Origin of the sequence: Pseudoalteromonas amylolytica, assembly GCF_001854605.1 — a bacterium.
Taxonomy (GTDB): domain Bacteria; phylum Pseudomonadota; class Gammaproteobacteria; order Enterobacterales; family Alteromonadaceae; genus Pseudoalteromonas; species Pseudoalteromonas amylolytica.
Window position 1 is genome coordinate 151,357 of the sequence record NZ_MKJU01000026.1, and the last position, 21,380, is coordinate 172,736.

The window sequence follows — 21,380 nt, forward strand, 5'->3', positions numbered from 1 at the left end:
ATGCGGCTTAGTGTTCACGAGTATGATGGAACTCAACATCTGGGTAGCGCTCCATAGATAAATTAAGATTTACACGGCTTGGCGCGATATATGTCAGGTTATCTCCCCCATCCAGTGCCAAGTTTGACTCACATTTACGTCTAAATTCCGCCATTTTCTTTTCATCTGAACAGCTAACCCAACGAGCCGTTTGTACATTGACACTCTCATAAATTGCATCAACGTTGTATTCTGCTTTTAAACGAGCGACAACCACATCGAACTGCAGTACACCCACAGCACCAACTATCAAGTCGTTATTAATTAAAGGTCTAAATACCTGCACAGCACCTTCTTCAGAAAGTTGTACCAAGCCTTTTAACAACTGCTTTTGCTTGAGTGGATCTTTTAAACGAATACGGCGGAATAACTCAGGCGCAAAGTTAGGAATACCACTGAATTTTAATTTCTCGCCTTGCGTAAACGTATCACCAATTTGAATGGTGCCGTGGTTATGCAAGCCAATAATGTCACCCGCAAACGCGTCATTTGCACGTTCACGGTCGCCCGCCATAAAGGTTACCGCATCGGAAATACTCACTTGCTTACCAATACGCACGTGATTCATCTTCATACCTTGGCTATATTTGCCCGATACGATACGCATAAACGCGATACGGTCGCGGTGTTTAGGGTCCATATTCGCCTGAATTTTGAATACAAACCCACTGAAATTCTCTTCTTCAGCTTTTACTTCACGCTCTTCGGTCTGGCGAGGCATCGGCGCTGGTGCCCACTCGGTCAGACCATCTAACATATGATCGACACCGAAGTTACCTAATGCTGTACCAAAGAAAACTGGCGTCAGCTCACCTTTTAAAAACAATTCTTGATCAAACTCATGTGACGCACCAATCACTAACTCAAGTTCTTCACGCAGTTGCTCCGCAAGCTCTGCGCCTACAGCCTGATCAAGCTCTGGGTTATCCAAGCCTTTAACAATTCGTTTTTCTTGAATCGTGTGGCCTTGACCCGTTTGATACAAAATCGTTTCATCGCGGTGAATGTGGTATACCCCTTTAAACTCTTTACCACACCCAATAGGCCATGATACAGGTGCACAAGCGATGTTTAACTCTGTTTCAACTTCGTCCAACAGCTCCATTGGGTCACGAATATCGCGGTCAAGCTTGTTCATAAAAGTAACGATAGGTGTATCACGCAGACGAGTGACTTCCATTAGCTTACGCGTACGATCCTCAACACCCTTTGCGGCATCAATCACCATCAAACAAGAGTCAACAGCCGTAAGTGTACGATATGTGTCTTCCGAGAAATCTTCGTGTCCTGGCGTATCGAGTAAGTTAACTAAAGCGTCATTGTAAGGAAACTGCATCACAGAGGTCGTTACTGAGATACCACGCTCTTTTTCCATTTCCATCCAGTCAGATTTAGCATGTTGGTTCGACCCGCGCCCTTTTACGGTACCTGCTTTTTGCAACGCCTTTCCGAACAATAAAACTTTTTCGGTGATGGTGGTTTTACCCGCATCCGGGTGCGAGATAATAGCGAACGTGCGTCGCTTGTGTATTTCATTAACGATATTTGACATGTAAGCAGCTTTAGCCCTGTGTGCTCGCAGTTCTGTTTGCGAAACAAGTTAAAATTTTGCCGATTATACCTGTTTTAGACGGGGCAAAAAAGCCGCCAGATTAAGTTATTGGGCGAGAATTTGCGCTTTACACACTCTCTTTACCAGAACACCCCTTCATCAGCTCAAACCGTTCTATTGAATCCCACTCATATCAATTGAATACAGGCACTGCACATGGTTTGTTAGCAACAACAACACACAAGCTTGCATTAAACATAAGTGCTTGTTTTCAATTCTTGCATTTTTGCAATTGTATTGTCAGTTCCTGACAATTTGGTCTACAGTGATAGCCTAAGGTTGACAATACATCTGCTACTTTAAACAAACATACTTTTAGCAGTAACAACGTAAAAAAGCTTTAAATTGACCGTATTCTTAAACCCGAATAGACCGATATGATTTTCATAGGGAAATTATCGTAACGCCATGAAAATAAGTAAGTTAAGCATAAAACTGCTACGCTACATTACCCCTTTAGTGGTGCTACCCTCATTGTTTCTTGGTGGTTTTACATTGTCGAATGTGACTAGCTCAACACAAAAGCAAGCCAAACTTACCGTCAGCCGCTTTGTTGAGCAACAACAGCAAAAAATTCTCAATTATATCGATATATATCAATCAACAACCAAATTGCTGTCAACTTCACCTGTGCTCAACGATTACCTCGGTGTACGCCATCTTGATTCGGATACTACTGAGCAACGCCGTGTGGCACTACAAAACGTATTCGCCAGTTATACGGAAGCCTATCCTGATATTTTCAGTATTAATCTGGTCGATCAACAAGGTCGCAGCACAGCTTATCTCGCCAATAACTTGCACCTACCGCCACAAGGGTACGCTTTTTTCAATCAGGTACGTACAAGCAATTTGCGCCAGCAGTACTTTATGATCCCCACAGACAATGGCATGACACACTTATACTTTGTGCAGCAAGTCTTTGCAGTAAATAGCTCAGCTAATCAAGCTACTTTGGCAGGCTACGTTGTGGTACGTGTAGACCCTTCAATCATCAATTATTCTATTTTAGAGTCTCCGTACGACAATGCTCTTAACTTGCTAATCACCGGTGAAGGTAAAATCCTATTCAGTTCCGCACCGGCTTTATACGCACAAACTTTACAATCACAAGAGGTAGATCAAGTTCATAATCTCGCAGATCAAGAAGAACTGACGAACCTCAATTTGCCGAGTATTAATAAACTAGACATGATCAGCTATGCGGTGCAATTGAGTGATGATTACTACTACTTATCTGCGATTCCTAAGCATGTACTGTACGAATCTGGGCAGGCAATTAAAAATCTCACTGCGCTCATTGTTTTGCTATCCATAATCGCGCTCCCTATTTTGGTACTGATTGTCGTAAGGCGCTTTCTGATCAACCCAATTGAACTGTTGGGTGAAGCTAGCCATCGTGTGGGGGATGGTGATCTCAGCGTATACTTACCAAATGACAATAAAGATGAAGTAGGTAAGCTGTTTAGAGACTTTAACCATATGGTTAAACAAATTAGAGACTTTCAAGGAGAGCTTGAAGACTACAAACTACACCTTGAAGAGAAGGTTGATAACCGCACATTTGCCCTTGAGCGTATGAACCAACAGTTAGAAACTGCTTTTACGCAAGCTGAGCAAGCTAACGAGTTAAAAAGCCGCTTTTTAGCGAATATGAGTCACGAAATTCGTACCCCACTGACGGCCATTATTGGCTTTACCGAGCAGCTAATCAACAACCGTGATACCCAATGCAACCAAAAGCACCTAGAAACCATGTTGCGTAACTCAAAGCACTTGCTTGAATTAATTAACAATATTCTAGATTTATCAAAAATAGAGGCGGAAAAGCTCGCCGTTGAATGCAGCGAGGTTGAAGTTCAGCCATTGATGGAAGATGTTGCTGACATAATCATCCCGATGAGTGAGCAAAAGCAGCTGTCTTTTTCCATCAATTACCAGTTTCCTATCCCTAAAGTGTTGTATAGTGACGCAACTCGAGTAAAGCAAATCTTAATTGATATTTGTAGTAATGCCGTAAAATTTACAGAATACGGCAAAGTCACCATCGACGTTTCTTATGATGCGTCTACTGAGCACTTTAAGTTTATTGTTGAAGATACTGGTATTGGCATGTCACAAGGCGAAATAAGCAGAGTATTTAAGCCATTTGAGCAAGCAGATAGCACCATTACACGTCGCTTTGGTGGTACAGGCTTGGGGCTGTGCATTGCAAAGAATTTAGCACAACTGCTTGGTGGCGATGTAAAGGTTAAGAGCGAACAAGGCGTAGGTAGTCAGTTTGTCATCACCATTGCGGGCAACTATCAAGAAAATACGTCACCACAAATGCAACACGCTCTCGTGGCACAACAAACTAAAGCGAACATTACCCAAGAATTTGCTGATATTCATGTAAACGCCCGTATCTTATTGGCAGAAGACAACCTTGATAACCAAGAACTGATCGCCCTGCTGCTGAATGCCTGGGGGATCACCCCTGACATTGTAGACAATGGTGCACAAGCCGTAGAAAAAGCGCTGATTAACGACTATCAACTCATTTTAATGGACATGCAAATGCCTGTAATGGGAGGGCTTGAAGCAACTCAGATGTTGCGCCATGCCGCTTATGACGGCCCTATCATCGCTTTGACGGCCAATGTGATGAAGCACGATATAGAATCTTACATAAAGGCTGGCTGTGATGCCACACTCGCAAAACCAATCGATAGAGAGCAGTTAGGAAAAGTGTTACTGAAACACTTACAGCTTCAAGCCGCCAGCGACTCAAAATGGGACTCATTGCTCAAAAGCGAGAAGTTCGCGCAAATTGCACACAACTATAACCAAAAGCTCCCTGAATACCTTGCGCAGCTCAAACAATATTATCAGCGTGGCGACTGGGAATCTTTGAGAGCTTTGGCACATAGCCTAAAAGGTAGTGCAGGCTGCTTTGGCTTTACGAATATTCACAGTGCTGCTGATCAACTAGAGCAGATGCTACGCACCAATGACGAAAATCAGTGGCACTACGCCATGCTGTCATTAACTGAGGCCATAAATTATACACTTAAGCAGCAGATCTGCGAATCAACTAAAGACTACTCTGAGAGCCGAAGTTAAGCGTCATCGCCATTAGGATTGCATCTTCATTGCCATTGGCACTTGGATAGTAATTTTTACGTATACCGACTTCACTAAACCCAGCCCATTGGTACAACGCAATCGCACCTTGATTAGATGCGCGCACCTCTAAAAACAAGTTTTCAGCACCGGCTTCTTCACTGACTGCGATAAAATCTGTTAACAGTATCTTGGCCACACCTTGACGTTGGTAAGCTGGCGCTACACAAATGTCCATTAAGGTGTGATCAGGCCCGGCGACCTCACCGATGTAAAATCCAATTAGCTGCTCTTGTTCGAATATTGCACCATTAAAATAACGGCCGCTTAGGCATGATTGCATGGTATTTGCTGACCACGGAAATTCATGACATGCGGTTTCAACGCTCATCAGCTGTTCAAACACAACGTCGGTTAATACGTTACGCTGTACTAATTTATTCACTAAGTAAGGCCCATAACTGACGCTTTTGCGCACTGGATAATTGTTCTGCAGGTAAATACAACGAAGTACCTTGGATCTCAATACTCTGTGCTTTGAACACATTATGTAATTCGCGTGCTGTAGCGAGCTTAATATCTTCCCACAGTAGAGGACTGAGATGACATGGCTCAACCGTTTCGCATTCGTTCTGATTCGCATCGCTAACACAATAACGATTATTTAAAACAAGCGGTGTGATATCCAAGATTTCAGCATACAAAGAGTGCATAGTTGCCTGTTGTACTGAGTATTAATAATTTGGGAATATACTGCTTTGAAGAACATAAAGCAAAACTAAAAAAGAAGTGGCAGGGGCGGCAGGACTCGAACCCGCAACCATCGGTTTTGGAGACCGCTGTTCTACCAATTGGAACTACGCCCCTGCAATGTCGACGCATTATAAAGAGGTTTTTCCAAAGGTAAAGAAAAATTATAAAAATAGCGTTTAACTGCTTCTAAAATAAACAAAAGGGCGAATATCGTTTAATTCGCCCTTAGATTTACACTCTATTTTAGTGCTGAAATGATTATTCCCACTCTATCGTTGCGGGTGGTTTACCTGAAATATCATATACCACACGAGAAATGCCATCGATTTCATTGATGATACGATTAGACACCTGACCTAAGAACTCATAAGGTAAGTGTGACCAGCGTGCTGTCATAAAGTCAATAGTTTCAACACAACGCAGTGATACGACCCAATCATATTTACGTGCGTCCCCCATCACGCCCACAGAGCGAACTGGTAAGAATACCGTGAATGCTTGCGAAACTTTGTGGTAAAGGTCAGCTTTATGTAACTCTTCAATGAAGATAGCGTCCGCTCGACGTAGTAGATCACAGTACTCTTTTTTGATCTCGCCAAGAACGCGAACACCTAGACCTGGACCTGGGAACGGGTGACGATAAAGCATGTCATAAGGCAGACCTAGTTCTAGACCAATCTTGCGTACTTCGTCTTTGAACAATTCACGTAATGGTTCTACTAAACCCATTTCCATATCTTCAGGTAGACCGCCCACATTGTGGTGAGATTTGATCACGTGTGCTTTACCTGTTGCCGATGCAGCAGATTCAATAACATCAGGATAAATCGTACCCTGTGCCAACCATTTCGCATTTTTCAGCTTGCTGGCCTGCTCGTCGAATACTTCTATAAATGTGTGTCCGATAGATTTACGTTTTGCTTCTGGCTCGTCAATCCCCTCAAGTGCTTTAAGGAATCTCTCTTCGGCATCAACTTTAATGATGTTCAGGCCAAACTTATCGCCGAACATGTCCATAACCTGCTCACCTTCGTTTAAGCGAAGTAAGCCGTTATCAACAAATACACAGGTAAGCTTGTCACCAATTGCACGGTGAATCAGCATCGCCACGACCGATGAGTCTACACCGCCAGACAAGCCTAGGATCACTTCGTCATCACCTACTTGCTCTTTGATACGCTCAACTGCGTCTTCAATGATTTGCGCTGGCGTCCATAATTTTTCACATGCACAGATATCAATCACGAAACGCTCTAACAGGCGTTGGCCCTGCTGAGTGTGGGTTACTTCTGGGTGGAATTGCACACCATAAAAGCGCTTTTCTTCCCATGACATCGCAGCATGCGGGCAGGTCTCTGTTTTTGCTGTAGTAACGAAAGAATCTGGAATATCAATTACTTTATCGCCGTGGCTCATCCACACATCAAGGTAGTCCAAACCATCTTCGATATGATCTTGGATTTGGTCAAATAGCTTACAATTACCAACCTTTTCAACACGGGCATAGCCAAACTCTTTCTTGTCTGAGCTGTGTACTTTACCGCCTAACTGCATCGCCATGGTCTGCATACCGTAGCAAACACCCAAGACAGGCACACCAGCGTTAAATACATACTCTGGTGCACGAGGGCTGTTCTCTAACGTCGTTGACTCAGGACCGCCTGATAAAATAATGCCCTGAGGATTAAACTCACGGATTTGCTCTTCGGTAACGTCCCAAGCCCATAGTTCACAGTACACACCAATTTCACGTATACGACGTGCAATTAGCTGCGTGTATTGCGAACCAAAGTCTAAGATCAAAATGCGGGAATCGTGGATGTCTTTGCTCATTGATAATCTCGTTAGTTAGTAAACGACTAAATTCAGTAAAGCATATATAGGCAGCTTTACTTAAAATTAAGAAGGGCCAGCAATCGCTAGCCCACTTTTGAGTGTTAGCCCAGACGGTAGTTAGGGGCTTCTTTGGTGATCTGTACATCGTGTACATGAGACTCACCCATACCCGCAGATGTGACACGTACAAACTGCGGTTTAGTATTTAGTTCTGCAATCGTTGCACAACCTGTTAGACCCATTGCACTGCGGATACCACCGACTTGCTGATGGATGATCGTCGCGATTGGACCTTTATAAGCAACTCGTCCTTCAATGCCTTCTGGCACCAACTTGTCCGCTTCGTTTGATTTTTGGAAGTAACGGTCTGATGAACCTTCTTTTTGATTCATTGCACCAAGCGATCCCATGCCACGGTATGACTTGTAATAGCGACCTTGATAAAGTTCAACTTCACCCGGAGACTCTTCAGTACCCGCAAGCATTGAGCCCACCATGACGCAAGATGCACCCGCAACAAGGGCTTTTACAATATCACCTGAGAAACGAATACCGCCATCGGCAATCACAGGAATGTCACGACCTTTTAAGCCTTCAACCGCATCTGAAATTGCAGTGATCTGCGGTACACCACAACCAGTAACGATACGTGTTGTACAGATTGAACCTGGGCCAATCCCCACTTTCACAGCATCAGCACCAGCGTCAGCAAGCGCAATAGCGCCATCCGCAGTTGCCACGTTACCCGCTACAATTTGTAGGTCAGGGTAAGCTTCACGGGTTGCTTTAACTCGGTCAATTACACCTTGAGAATGACCGTGTGAGGTATCAATTAGCAATACATCAACACCCGCTTCAACTAAAGCTGCAATACGCTCGTCAGTGCCTGCACCTACACCCACAGCCGCACCCACGCGCAAGCGGCCTTGCTCATCTTTACAAGCGTTAGGCTTGTCCTGCGCCTTTTGGTAATCTTTTACCGTGATCATGCCTCTGAGCTTAAACGCATCATCAACCACTAGGATTTTTTCAATACGATGCTCATGCATTAGACCTAAGATCTCTTCGCGAGAAGCACCTTCTTTAACCGTCACCAAGTTTTCTTTGGTAGTCATAACGGTTGAAACAGGCTGATCAAGCTTTGTTTCAAAACGCATGTCACGGCTAGTAACGATCCCCTCTAACTGATTATCTTTGCCAGTTACAGGAAATCCAGAAAAACCTTTTTCTTCTGCTAATGCATTTGCTTGCGCAATCGTTAGATCAGCAGAAACAGTAACCGGAAAAGATACAATGCCCGCTTCATACGCTTTTACTTTGCGTACATTGCGCGCTTGCTCTTCAATGGTCATGTTCTTGTGAATAAAACCAATTCCGCCTTCTTGCGCAAGCGCAATAGCAAGGCGAGCTTCTGTTACTGTATCCATAGATGCAGAAACAAGCGGCAGGTTTAGTGTAATACCACGCGTCAATCGCGTTGATAGATTTGCTGTATGAGGTAAAACAGTAGAATGTGCAGGAACTAATAGCACATCATCAAAGGTTAGGGCTTCTTTTGCAATTCTTAGCATGGTTGCGGTTTCTCTCACGTGGAACTGAGTATAAGGAATTGCGGCGAAATTTTATCAGCGTTCAGGGGTGGAGTAAATAATATTTCGCAAAAAATATGATAAAGTAGCCGTGAATTTTTTATGGAGCGTTCTATGTCATTGTCTGGCTTTCATTCTGGTGCCTCATCAACTTACACCGTTTCTCGCCTAAACAGAGAAATTAGAAGCATTTTGGAGCAAGGTTTTGCTTCGATTCGTCTCAGTGGAGAGATTTCTAACTTTGTGGCCCCTGCTTCCGGACATTGGTATTTTTCTTTGAAAGATGACAAGGCGCAAATTAAAGCGGCCATGTGGCGCGGTAATAACCGTTACTGTCAATACAAGCCAACCAATGGCGCTCAAGTAGAGGTACAAGCACGAGTCTCTGTGTATGAGCCTCGGGGTGATTATCAGCTTATTGTTGAAAAGATGGAAGCAGCGGGTGAAGGCTTGCTAAAACAACAATTCGATGAACTAAAAATGCGTTTAGCCGCAGAAGGCTTGTTTAGTAGCGTTCATAAAAAGCCAATGCCAAGCCAAATAAATAAAGTTGGCGTGATCACCTCCGCCACAGGGGCCGCTATCAAAGATATCTTAACCGTACTCAAACGCCGAGCGCCGCAACTGGAAGTCATCATTTACCCCGCTCAAGTACAGGGCAAAGAAGCACACCTCCAGTTGATTGAAAAATTAACGATAGCAAATCAACGTGCCGAGGTTGACGTACTTATCATTGGTCGAGGAGGCGGCTCACTCGAAGACATGTGGTGCTTTAACGAAGAGCCGCTGGCTCGTGCTATTTTTGCGAGCCAATTACCCGTGATCAGTGCCGTGGGTCATGAGATAGATACTACCATCAGTGATTATGTTGCTGACTTAAGAGCTGCGACACCATCTGCTGCTGCCGAACTGGTGAGCCCAGACCAAATGGCTTTACAGCAACAACTTATGCAGTACAAACGCGCACTTCATATACAAGTACAGCAAGCTATCAAACATACCAGACATTACTGTGCAACGCTCGAACAACGACTCAAATTGCAGCATCCTGAAAATCAATTATTGCAGCAGCAACAAAGAGTCGATGAATTGTCGAGCCGTTTAAGCCGTGCATTTTTACAAATGCAGAGCCAGCGTAGTAGCCACCTTGGTTTGGTAAAGCAGCGCTTAAGCCACCAGCACCCAACACGACGTCTACAAGACAGCACGCAACAGTTGCAACAGCTTAAAAATGCGCTTATCCAAGCAATGCAAAAGCAACAACAGCTACGCCAGAATCAACTGGCTCTTTACGCCGCTAGGCTCGATAGCGTGAGCCCTTTGAATGTACTAGCACGTGGCTATAGTATTACCAGCCAACAGCAATCGGTTATCAAGTCTGTGGCACAAGTTAACACTCAACAACCGCTGGTGACTCGATTGCACGATGGGGAAGTTCACTCCCATATAGTGAATATAAAACCTTATTGATCGACCACTTGTTGAGTACTTAAGTAAATCTGCATACGCTCGCTGGTACTAGAAGATGTACTCATCGTAAAACGTTTGAACCAACTTTGCTCAAACAACTTTTTACTGACTGCCCGCCAGTTTGCTTCGTCAAATTCATCAACGGGAACGCTGGGGACTAGCTCCACCTGGCACACGGTGGTTTTACAGCCATAGCTGTATAACGAAACGAGATGACTTAAGTCGCTTTGATAGAGAAAGTCGTTGATCAGTAACTCTAACTCGTCAGCCCACAATCCATCACGAGCTTCCTGCTGATATTGTTGCGATAACACAGCGCTTAAATCACCATTAGCCAACTGTATCGCTGGCGCGCTTGTTTGTTGTTGAGCAACTAAAAGTTGCTGCTGGAGTTGACGATTTTGCGCTTGTAATTGCTCTATAGTGCTGTTTGCTGATTCTATTTGTGGCCCTGGTTTGTCAGAGGGTGAAGGTATAGGCATGTACCGCCTCTCCTTTGGCATCTGTGGATGTGTTGTCGCAATTCCCTGATTCTCAATTACTGTAGGTGGTGCAGCCAGCCATAACCGCTCCACCATGATCCCCATTGCGAAAGCAAACAGTAATAAGATCAATCCTATAAACCCTCTCACAGCAGCCTCTAAATCATAGCACTGGTTTGCGATTCATTCTTTGGGTCATCACTGTCTTCTAAGAAGTTTTGATTCATACTCTCTGCAGGGCAAGGGCTGCAAGGTTTACCAACAGTTTTAGCTGGGACACCAACCACGGTCGTATGCGGAGCAACAGGGTTGAGTACAACTGAACCTGCACCTATTCGAGCACCTTCACCAACTTCGATATTCCCCAGTACTTTAGCCCCCGCGCCAATGAGTACACCGGCTCTGATCTTAGGGTGTCTGTCACCTTGCTCGTTACCCGTCCCTCCAAGCGTAACCGATTGTAAAATAGATACATTATCTTCAATTAGTGCTGTTTCACCAATCACGATACCGGTTGCATGGTCAAACATGATACCGTGACCGACTTTACACGCGGGATGAATATCTACACCAAACACTTCTGAGGTTCGACTCTGGATGAATCGTGCCAGCTCTTTACGGTTTTGTCGCCACAAACAATGCGCTAACCTATGTGCCTGTATAGAATGAAAACCTTTAAGGTTTAGCATTACCGTTAGGTAACTATCCGCTGCTGGGTCTCTGTCTTTTACCGCTTTAATGTCATGAGCAACATGAGTGAGCATATTGTCACAATCAACAAAGGCCTGATCAAATAGTTCACGAATCGTGAACGCTGATACCACTGCATCGGCCAGTTTATTAGCCACGATAAAACTCAGAGCTGCGCCCAGACATTCATGATTCAAAATACTTGAATATACATGACTGGCTAGCAATGGCTCGTGGCTAACAAGCTCTTTTGCTTCGGCGCGAAGTTGTTGCCATATTTCATGACGCATAGCGATACCTTTATTCAAATTAACACCACAGATTCTAACGACAAAACACCCACAGGTGTTACCGTAATAAAAAACTATATAGTAATTAGTTATAACAAAGTGCTATTTGCCGCGCAACGTATGCTTATGACAGCTTGACAATTAAAAAGCCGCACATTAAGTGCGGCTTTTTTAGCTCAACTTGCTCCGCGTATTATTCAAATACTGAATTCACTTCAAGTACTTCAATATTCTGCTTAGGGATGCTTAGTTTGTATGAGGCAATACGCTTATCTTCTTGTAACAATTGCTCTGGTTTTTCAGAGTTATAGCTCATTGGTGAAGGCGTTTCTTCTGCCAATCGCTGTGCCATATCTTTACCGTCACCCGTTACAAATACGTACTGTATATGCTCCGTTTGTAAGTTCTCTCGGATCACTCGATTAACATCCTCTACAGTCAAACTAGCTAGTTGCTTGCGCACATAATCAACAAACCCTTCAATGTTATAAAACTGGCTATCTAGTGCATAACCTAGTTGACGGTCTTGGCTTGAAACAAGCTGAGCCACGTAATTGCTTAGGAAATTACGAGTTGCAGCAAAGTCTGCTTCGCTCATACCCTCTTTAATGAGCTTATCTAGCTCAAATAGTGCAACACGGGTGGCAAAATGTGCATCATTATTAGAACGCAATGGGCGTAACCAAACTTGGAATATTTGCTCCGAACGACCCAAGTTTGCATCTGGTACCGTTTGGAACATGCCACGTGGGAAATATTCTATGTAGGCATAATCACCATAGTTCATACCACGCGTTTCACGAATACGCTGATACAGGAAGCTATTCGAGTTTCTATGTTCACCAAAATACGATCGAACCAACCAAAGTGCCGTCCAGTCTTTGTTGCTGCGAATGGTGTCAATTGGAAAACCGAACGATACCGCTGTAGATTTCGCACTTTTTTCCACAATCGTGGCGTGATGACCGTTCAACGCTGGCGCATCAGGTATATTTAAACGCTTTTCATCACCTTTAGGCAGCTTAGTTAGGTCTGCAAATAATCTAGCTTTGATATCCTCTGGCATGGCTCCTGTGATACCCACATTCAGCTTAGCTTGAGTTAGCTGTTGCTGATAGAAGGCTTTGACGTCATCTAAGGTCATGGCTTCAAGATCAGACAAGTCGCCTAAGTTATAATTTTCATAAGGGTGTCCCTGATACAACTTATGATAAAGCACCTCTTTACCTAACTCTTCATCATTTGATGATTTTAGGCCCGCCTTGATGTTGTCCAACATTTCTTTTTTCAAACGGCTGAAGTCTTCAGCCCTAAATCCAGGGTTGAGTAACTGCTCACTGACCAGCGCATACCATGGATGGATGTTGTCTTTGTGAACACGACCACGTAATGACAACATCTCTTTGTCGATTTGATAGTTGAAAGTGCCTGCAATTGGATACAAAGCCTTTTGAATTTCTTTATATGCCTTGGTCTGAGAGCCACCATTGGCAATCATGGCCGCCGTCATCGCTGCCAAGCCTTTTTTACCATCGGGATCTGCCGCAGCCCCGGTATAAAATAGTAAGTTTACGTCAACAAGCGGTGAGCTATTGCTATTATCAACTACCTTAAAGTGGCGTTCAGTCGGCTTATTTGCCTTATCAACTAATGCCTGTAGCGACACTTCATTGTCAAACCCATCGATTGAGGCCTGCGCCGACATGGTTACAGTAGTACGATTAGAGTCCACAAAGTACTTGTTAGCAATCGCTTTGATATCCTGCGCGGTGATGGCATCAGCGGTTGCATACAACTGGTTGATCACTTCAGGATCTCGTTCAAAGTGCATGTATTGAGCTAGCTGTGACGCAATGGCTTGCGATGAATCAAGACCATTAATAAAGCTATATTTTCTATTCGATTTAAGTGCATTTAGCTTATCTTCATTTACAAGCTCTGTACGCGCCTTAGCATAAGTTTGGTTAATGGCATCACGCACAGTCGCTAAGTCTTCTGCGTTGTCTACCTTAACAAATACATGTCGTAGGCCTGGATCTTTGGTTTGGGGATTGTATGTCAGTATTTGACTGGCTATTTGTTTCTCTACTACTAACTGCTGATATAGTTCCGACGTTTCTGAAAAGTACAGATCCGAGATTAGATCAAGCGCCGCTCTATCCTTTGCTTCTGGCTGCCACGCAGCGCCTTTGTATGACACCAATAGCCAGTGACCCGGTAACCCTTCACTTTGTTTATGTACATATTTAGGTGCATCTTGCTTTGGCTCTTGTGGTACATCTGAAACATAATCGCCTCGCTCCCAACCACCCCAATGTTTTTTCACCATGGCGATAGTCTCTTGTGGGTCTACATCACCGACAATCACTAAAGATACATACTCTGGGTTATAAAAACGCTCAAAGAAGGTTTGTCCATAGGCCATCTGATCCGGCATGGCTTCAATGTCTTCAAAAAAGCCCATTGTCGTATGCTTGTATGTGTGCTTTTCAAACGCCTCTTTGCGCACCGCAGCTAACAACTGGCGAATCGGATTCGCGTTATTCTTTAAATACTCCCCTTTAACCGTCAACGCCTCAGTGCGGAACTGTGCTTCGGTGTATGTTAGGTTTTGAAATATATCGGCCTGTATTTCCAATACCTTATCTAAATGTTGCTTAGTAAAGCTCAGATAATAGTTGGTATAGTCGTTGGTTGTGTATGCGCGGTTATCTACCCCTGAGTTTTTCAAGATATCGGCATACACATCTTTTGGATATTTTTTTGAGCCTTTAAACATCATATGCTCAAAGAAATGAGCAAAACCGGTACGGCCCGGTTCAACTTCATCGCGAGAACCGACCGATACAGGAATATGCACTGACACTACGTCTGGGTAGTCCGTTTTAACCACCATGACGCGCAACCCATTTTCTAATTCTTCTAATACGTAATCTTGTGAGAATACTTTGCTGTTACTTTGTGTTTGAACGATGTTTGTCGATTGGTTAGTACCTTTACTAACGCAACCTGCCAAGGCCAATGTTACCGCAAGGCTCACTGCCAAATGTTTAAATTTCATAGTTTTCCCTGAATTTGTTGTTTGCACTGCCATAGCTGATAAGTGCTTTGATCACAGACCATTATGCAATAATTTATCATTGAGGTAACACCCGCCAAGTCAAAATTGTGTAAATAAATATGTTAACAACCGCATAAAAAGCCAAGTGAACTTGAATTAATTTCATATTCATTGAATAACTTTCACTATAAAAATCTATCTAGACGTCTAAATGGCTGCTATATTATCCTTTATCGACACACATTGAGCTGGGATGAGGATCATGGCGTTATCACTGCAAGAGAAAATATTAGACTCCAATCAGGGAGTATATTTAATCGGAACAACCCCACCAAAGGTGGGAACCGACACCACGAAACTAAAAAGCATTGCCACTAAACTGCTCGGTCGCTTACATGAAATTGAATATGACGGTGTAGTCATCTATGACATTCAAGACGAAAGTAGTCGCACACAAGCGCCACGCCCTTTTCCTTTTAAACATACAGTTGACCCGTGCGAATATTCTCAGCTGATCAGTGAACTGTCACAACTGGACGTCATCACTTACAAAAGTGTCGCACAACGTGAAGCTTCTGAATTTAATAGTTGGTTAGATAACACCAAAGCACAATACGGCCTAAAAAACTTGGTTTTGGTAGGCAGCCCTTCATCTACTGGCGATATTAAACTCAGCCTGCCCGAGGCCTATGCAGCACTTGCTGAACATCAGGAAGAGTTCTTCTTGGGTGGTGTTACCATTGCAGAGCGCCATGCTAGCAAACGCAATGAACATGAAAGGCTGCTGGAGAAAACCACACAAGGATGCGAGTTCTTTATCTCTCAAGCGGTATATAACGCACAAGCGACAGTTGATTTGATCACCAGCTACGCACGCTCATGTAAGCAACAAGGACTGACGCCCAAGCGTGTTATTTTAACGTTTACGCCATGTGGAGGTGAGAAAACGCTCGAGTTTATGCAGTGGCTGGGAATTTCTGTACCTGAAGCGACTAAATGGCGCATTTTAGATGCCGATAACTCATTGAGTGAATCTATTCGCATCTGCCGTGAAAACCTCGATCAGATCTTAAGAAGCTGTGCGCATTTAGATGTGCCGCTGGGTTTAAACATTGAGAGTTTAACAAACCGTAAAGAAGAGATTGACGCGTCAATCAATTTATATCGGCTTTTAAAAGCAACGATGGAACTCACACTTGCAGAAAAGCAAATTGCATAATAAAAAAGCACTCAGTGCTTTTTTTATTTGTGATTTTAACTGGTAAGTTAACGGCGACGTGTCGAGCGTTTGTTTAAAATACGCTTTTTGTCTCTTTGCTTACGAGACTTGTTGGAGTTTTTGCGGTTATCTTTGGGCTCTTTGGTTAAATCAGGCTCATACCCTGGCAGCCACTGTGGTGTTAGTCGCTCGTCCAGCAACACTTCGATTTCTTCTAACAGCCACTGTTCATCGATACTCACTAAAGACATTGCGTAGCCGGTTTTTCCCGCGCGCCCCGTACGACCAATACGGTGAACATAATCCTCAGCAACATAAGGAAGCTCGGCATTAATCACGTAGTCTAAGTCAACTATGTCTAACCCTCTAGCTGCCACATCCGTTGCCACCAGCACACGTGTTTTACCACTTTTGAATTGCTCTAGCGCTTTGTCTCTCGCCCCCTGAGACTTATCGCCATGAATTGCAAGGGTCGCCAAGCCATCTTTGTTGAGCTCCTTCGCGAGGCTATCCGCCATATTCTTGGTACGAGTGAATACCAACACCTGCTGCCAGTTGTTTTTGCCAATCAAGTGCGACATCAGTTCACGCTTTCTGTCTTCATCCACAGCGTAAAAGACTTGCTCCACCTGCTGTGCTGCGCTGTTCTCTTTGTCAATGCTTACGCGTTTAGGGTCATTGAGCCACTGTTTTACTAAGCTTTGTACCTGCTCATCTATGGTGGCAGAAAAGAGCAAAGTTTGTCTCTGTGCTGGTAAATGGCGCATAATACGTTTGATTTCGCCAATAAAACCCATATCTAAAATTCTATCCGCTTCATCAAAAACCAGATGTTCTACCTGCGCAAGTGATAGCGTGCCTTTAATCAAATGATCAAGTAAACGGCCCGGTGTCGCCACAACCACATCCGAACCCGCTTTTAATGCCTTCTCTTGAGGCCCGATATTTGCCCCGCCATACAAACAGACCATTTTTAAAGCTGTACACTGTGCATAACTTTGAGCACTTTGGGCGACTTGTTGCGCCAGCTCGCGGGTTGGTGTCACTACCAACGCCCTAACGGTTCCTTGGCGCTCGGGACTGGCCAGTAAACGCTCTAAAATTGGCAACATAAAAGCCGCTGTTTTACCGGTTCCCGTTTGCGCAGTCGCGACTAAATCATGCCCTGCTAATACTACTGGTATACATTGTGTTTGTACGGGGGTTGGCGCTGTGAAATTGAGTTTGTTAAGCGCTTGAGCAAGTTCGCCGCAAAGAGATAAAGCTTGGAATGACATGGATAAACCGGATATAAACGAAGATGCTTGGCAGTATAACAAAAGCGCGCTTGGGATGCGCGCTTTAGCTGTGAGTGATTACAAAGTGGCTTTTCTATCGTTGTAATAGTCAATCAAACCATCAACCATCTCTTGGCAATAGTCTCGAATACCCGATACTACCATGTGCTTTTCACCATAACCCACCTTTTGACCCTCACTGAGCAGGTTAAAGCGCAAGATGATCTTGCCTCGTTTCCCTTCGTAATCAAATTCGGGTGTCGCTGCTTCCAAGTCTAACGTCTTTACATCTAGTTTATCTAAATGAATAGCCATTGACTCATAAATTACCATAGGGCGAGCTGGGTTAATCATAACCTGCTTTTGTGCCATAAGTGGAATGATGACATGTGGAAAGGTTGTGCCTGAAAATTCAACATAGTTCTTGGTCAAACTATCAACCAGTGTTTGGCACAGATTGTTTTCACCCTCTCTTTTTACCGATAGCATAACCTTGTCATTAGAGGTAATGTCAAATGAATCACCTCCAGCCGGAAAGTCTAACCTTGATGTTTCATCAACCATGCCGGCAAACGTAAAGTGCATATTTTCGCTAACACCATACTTTGCCAATACCAGTGCAAACAATAAGTCTCCTGGTACACAAAACTTTTTCGCATCGACATCATGCAAAGGATTAAAATCATCAGCCACACGCTTGGCAAACTCACTGCCTTGCTCACGACTGATCACAACTTGATCACCATCTTGCTGGAAAAATTGACTTAACATAGACCTTTTCTTTCACGACTAAAAACCGCGCTATGTTAACAGAATATAGCTTGTTAGAGGTCATATCTGTTTAATTTTCTGCATAATAAAAAAGCCACAATAACCGAACTGTGGCTTTTATTATTAATATCAGATAGTTAAATTAGTCTTGAGGAAAGTCTCGATATGCTTTCTCAAGCTTCTTAGCCTGCTTTTTAGACACGCCAATGTGTGCTAATGCAACGCGTAAGCGAGCACGAGACAGGTCCGAACCTAAAATTTCCATCGCATCAACCACTGATGTTGAAGACTGTTTACCAGTAATCGCAACAAAGATTGGCTCTAAGAAATCTTTTATCTTCAATTCGTGGAAGTTAGCAACCGCTTTCGCTGTTGCGAAGATTTCCGACTTATTCCAGCTACGAAGCCCTTCTAACTGCCAAATAAAGAACTGTAATGCTTGGCGAACCGTTTCTTCATCCGCTTTACCTGCTGTCAGTAACGCTGGATCATAGTCAGGTTGACCTGATACAAAGTGCCCTGCCAAGTCCACCAAATCAGACAACGTATTAATACGCGCCTTCGCTTCTGGAAGAATGCGAGCTAATGTTTGTGCATTAAACTTCCAATCCACAAAACGTTGAATAAGCTCTTCATCTGAAAGGTTTTCGCGGATCCACAACCCGTTTAGCCAGCTTAGTTTGTCTACATCAAATACTGGGCCACCAAGTGATACACGCTTCATATCAAAGTGTTCAATCATCTCAGCTAAGGTGAATTTTTCGCGCTCATCAGGCATTGACCAACCCATGCGGCCCAAGTAGTTTAAGACCGCTTCAGGTAGGAAGCCCATCTCTTTATAGTAGTTAATTGAGGTCGGGTTTTTACGCTTAGACAGCTTTGACTTATCTGGGTTGCGTAATAACGGTAAGTGACCCAACACAGGTGGCTCCCAACCAAAATCTTCGTATAACTTTAATAATTTAGGTGCTGAGTTGATCCATTCTTCACCTCGGAAGATATGGCTTATCTGCATATGGTGGTCATCAACCACGTTCGCTAAGAAATAGGTCGGAAACCCATCCGCTTTGAGCAATACTTGCATGTCAATGTTTTCCCATGGGATCTCAATCTCGCCACGTAGATAATCATTGAACTTAAAAGTACCTTCGCTTGGAATTTTCATGCGAATTACATACGGCTTGCCGGCAGCTAAGTTTTCTTTAACCTGTTCTTCGCTCAGTAATAAACCACGACCGTCATACTTTGGGCGTAAGCCTTCAGCCATTTGCTGTTCGCGCATTTCATCCAGCTCTTCAGCCGTTACGAAACAATAAAACGCCTTACCTTGCTCAACGAGCTGATGGGCATACTTTTTGTAAAGCTCACTACGTTCTGATTGACGATAAGGACCAAACTCACCACCCACATCTGGACCGTGATCCCAGTTCAATCCTAACCAGCGTAAGCTATCCATGATCGCCTGCTCTGATTCTTGTGTACTGCGTACCTGATCGGTATCTTCGATACGTAAAACAAACTCGCCACCTTGCTGCTTAGCAAAACAGTAGTTAAAAAGGGCAATATAAGCGGTACCTAAATGCGGATCACCTGTGGGTGAGGGGGCAACACGAGTACGGATAGTCATGGTGTTTCTCTTTAAATGTCTGACAATAGATTATGGGCGGCTATGCTAGCATAACCGCGGGGTATCTCAAACGCTCTACAACGTTTGCAACTGTAAATTATGCGGCTTTTTCAAGCTTTTCTAGGTAGCTAACAATATCGCTAGATTCGTACAGCCATTGTACATTACTGCCTTGTTCGATGCGCAGACAAGGTACCTTGATCTTTCCGCCTTGTTCCGCCAACTCTTGACGAAATTGCGCATTGTTCTTGGCATCACGCGTTTCGATTTTTAAACCTTCGCGTTTAATCGCTCGACGTACTTTGACGCAAAATGGACAGGCTTGGAATTGATATAATTTTAGTTGAGCAGTTTGCTCATCGAGCTTTTGCTGTGCATCCTCAGGGCGTTTTTTGCTACGAGGTGTAAAAATAAAATCCAAAAGTAGAATAATTCGACCCAAAAACCAACGTACAAATTTCATGCTCGCTCCCATTTATTAAAGTTAATGGGCGCTATATTAACACAGGCTAAAACAATTCAATATCACCTGAATGATGGTTATTTTGTTTATCTTTTAAGCTCGAATATGCGGTCACTTTATTGCGGCCATCTTGCTTAGATTGGTAGAGCGCTCTGTCTGCTCGATTAACAAAATCAGCAACCTGCGCAGCATCTTTTAATTCAACAAATCCCATACTAATTGTTACTTTTCCCACCTGAGGAAACCGAGTGTCGGCTATCAAGGCGCGTACACCATCTAGTTTAGCCATGGCTTTAGCTTCGTGTTCACACGGAAATACTATTGCAAACTCTTCGCCACCATAACGAAAAACGTAGTCTCCCGCCCGAAAGTTACTTTTTAGTAACTGTGCAACCAGTAATATCACCTCGTCACCGATGACGTGACCATAATTGTCATTAACATGTTTAAATAAGTCGATGTCCGCGATAGCCATATACCAATGGAGCTGCTGCTTGCTCTCACGAACCAGCCATGCTTCTTTTCCCGAAGCGATATCGATGATTTTTTCATCAAAGGTCTGACGGTTCAATAACTGTGTTAATGGGTCCATACGTGCGTATTGTAGTGTCGCCAATTGATGCACATATACATTAAGAATGTGATTGAGTACCGAGTACCCAGAAGTCGGAATGATAGATTGATTGTGAAGCACTAAAAACCCCAGCACCAACCCTTGATATCTCACGGGCAGCACTTGTATGTGTGCTAAATTAAGTAGCTGCACGTCCTGATTTAGTTTCCGTAGACGCTCTAACAATGGCGGCACGTCAACTTCCAATAAGGCTGTTTTGTTTTCATCGCAAAGCTGCTTACCTGTTGATGCTAGCGTTAAACAAGGTGTTTGCTGTACAGAAAGGCTTTTACTGAAGTAAAAGGCAAATATACCGGAATCACCCAATAGCTGATTCAATGTATTGGCTAAGCAGCTATCTAAAGTGTGTTCACTATTTTGCGAAATCAGCCCTATAGTCCATTCATAGCCACACGATGATATTTTTTCCATCTGCAACCTTGTTGTTGTACACAGTAGCTTAAGTCTAGCGTAACTCGCTCA

16 protein-coding genes and 1 tRNA gene are annotated in these 21,380 nt (G+C 43.7%); 3 read left to right on the plus strand and 14 right to left on the minus strand.

The window, feature by feature from the left end:
• Window positions 1-7: 7 nt before the first annotated feature.
• Entirely contained in the window at window positions 8-1,591 is a 1,584-nt protein-coding gene (gene prfC / locus BET10_RS11500) for a peptide chain release factor 3 (protein ID WP_070985728.1), read from the minus strand.
• A 468-nt stretch (window positions 1,592-2,059) separates the two neighbouring features.
• Here prfC and BET10_RS11505 point away from each other — a divergent pair, with 468 nt between their 5' ends.
• Window positions 2,060-4,756, plus strand: coding sequence for a hybrid sensor histidine kinase/response regulator (locus tag BET10_RS11505; protein ID WP_070985729.1), 2,697 nt, complete (start codon window positions 2,060-2,062; stop codon window positions 4,754-4,756).
• Here BET10_RS11505 and rimI read toward each other — a convergent pair.
• From rimI to guaB, 5 genes are all read right to left on the minus strand, one after another.
• Window positions 4,728-5,147: a ribosomal protein S18-alanine N-acetyltransferase gene (gene rimI, locus BET10_RS11510; RefSeq protein ID WP_070985854.1), complete on the minus strand. Its 420-nt coding sequence runs from the start codon at window positions 5,145-5,147 to the stop codon at window positions 4,728-4,730. The genes BET10_RS11505 and rimI overlap by 29 nt on opposite strands.
• Before the next feature lie 46 nt (window positions 5,148-5,193).
• Complete coding sequence (locus tag BET10_RS11515; protein ID WP_070985730.1) at window positions 5,194-5,469, minus strand: hypothetical protein; 276 nt, start codon at window positions 5,467-5,469, stop codon at window positions 5,194-5,196.
• 77 nt (window positions 5,470-5,546) lie between these two features.
• Window positions 5,547-5,623 (minus strand) — tRNA-Trp (locus BET10_RS11520).
• A 144-nt stretch (window positions 5,624-5,767) separates the two neighbouring features.
• Window positions 5,768-7,342: a glutamine-hydrolyzing GMP synthase gene (guaA, locus tag BET10_RS11525; RefSeq protein WP_070985731.1), complete on the minus strand. Its 1,575-nt coding sequence runs from the start codon at window positions 7,340-7,342 to the stop codon at window positions 5,768-5,770.
• A 104-nt stretch (window positions 7,343-7,446) separates the two neighbouring features.
• Window positions 7,447-8,916: an IMP dehydrogenase gene (gene guaB, locus BET10_RS11530; RefSeq protein WP_070985732.1), complete on the minus strand. Its 1,470-nt coding sequence runs from the start codon at window positions 8,914-8,916 to the stop codon at window positions 7,447-7,449.
• 132 nt (window positions 8,917-9,048) lie between these two features.
• On the opposite strand from guaB, the gene xseA reads away from it, so the two are divergent.
• The gene (gene xseA, locus BET10_RS11535; protein WP_070985733.1) at window positions 9,049-10,404 is read left to right on the plus strand and encodes an exodeoxyribonuclease VII large subunit; all 1,356 of its coding nucleotides are present in this window, start codon (window positions 9,049-9,051) and stop codon (window positions 10,402-10,404) included.
• Here the strand turns inward: xseA and BET10_RS11540 are convergent.
• The 3 genes from BET10_RS11540 to BET10_RS11550 all read right to left on the minus strand — a co-directional run bounded on the left by BET10_RS11540 (window position 10,398) and on the right by BET10_RS11550 (window position 14,927).
• Complete coding sequence (locus BET10_RS11540) at window positions 10,398-11,018, minus strand: hypothetical protein (protein ID WP_139158545.1); 621 nt, start codon at window positions 11,016-11,018, stop codon at window positions 10,398-10,400. The two genes, xseA and BET10_RS11540, sit on opposite strands and share 7 nt — an antisense overlap.
• A gap of 26 nt (window positions 11,019-11,044) precedes the next feature.
• Window positions 11,045-11,866, minus strand: a complete 822-nt coding sequence (gene cysE, locus BET10_RS11545; RefSeq protein WP_070985735.1) for a serine O-acetyltransferase — start codon at window positions 11,864-11,866, stop codon at window positions 11,045-11,047.
• Window positions 11,867-12,059: 193 nt separating this feature from the next.
• Window positions 12,060-14,927: a M16 family metallopeptidase gene (locus BET10_RS11550; RefSeq protein WP_070985736.1), complete on the minus strand. Its 2,868-nt coding sequence runs from the start codon at window positions 14,925-14,927 to the stop codon at window positions 12,060-12,062.
• A gap of 262 nt (window positions 14,928-15,189) precedes the next feature.
• On the opposite strand from BET10_RS11550, the gene BET10_RS11555 reads away from it, so the two are divergent.
• Window positions 15,190-16,146 (plus strand): methylenetetrahydrofolate reductase, encoded by a 957-nt coding sequence (locus BET10_RS11555; RefSeq protein WP_070985737.1) that lies wholly within the window; start codon window positions 15,190-15,192, stop codon window positions 16,144-16,146.
• A gap of 47 nt (window positions 16,147-16,193) precedes the next feature.
• Here the strand turns inward: BET10_RS11555 and BET10_RS11560 are convergent, their stop codons facing one another.
• The 5 genes from BET10_RS11560 to BET10_RS11580 form a co-directional block, all read right to left on the minus strand.
• On the minus strand, window positions 16,194-17,423 hold the full coding sequence (locus BET10_RS11560; protein ID WP_070985738.1) for a DEAD/DEAH box helicase: 1,230 nt from the start codon (window positions 17,421-17,423) through the stop codon (window positions 16,194-16,196).
• 78 nt (window positions 17,424-17,501) lie between these two features.
• Window positions 17,502-18,194, minus strand: a complete 693-nt coding sequence (locus BET10_RS11565) for a DUF3581 family protein (RefSeq protein WP_070985739.1) — start codon at window positions 18,192-18,194, stop codon at window positions 17,502-17,504.
• Between the two features lie 142 nt (window positions 18,195-18,336).
• Window positions 18,337-19,821 (minus strand): glutamate--tRNA ligase, encoded by a 1,485-nt coding sequence (gltX, locus tag BET10_RS11570; RefSeq protein ID WP_070985740.1) that lies wholly within the window; start codon window positions 19,819-19,821, stop codon window positions 18,337-18,339.
• Between the two features lie 97 nt (window positions 19,822-19,918).
• Window positions 19,919-20,284: a glutaredoxin family protein gene (locus BET10_RS11575; RefSeq protein ID WP_070985741.1), complete on the minus strand. Its 366-nt coding sequence runs from the start codon at window positions 20,282-20,284 to the stop codon at window positions 19,919-19,921.
• Window positions 20,285-20,330: 46 nt separating this feature from the next.
• Window positions 20,331-21,329, minus strand: a complete 999-nt coding sequence (locus BET10_RS11580; protein ID WP_070985742.1) for a GGDEF domain-containing protein — start codon at window positions 21,327-21,329, stop codon at window positions 20,331-20,333.
• Window positions 21,330-21,380: the final 51 nt, after the last annotated feature.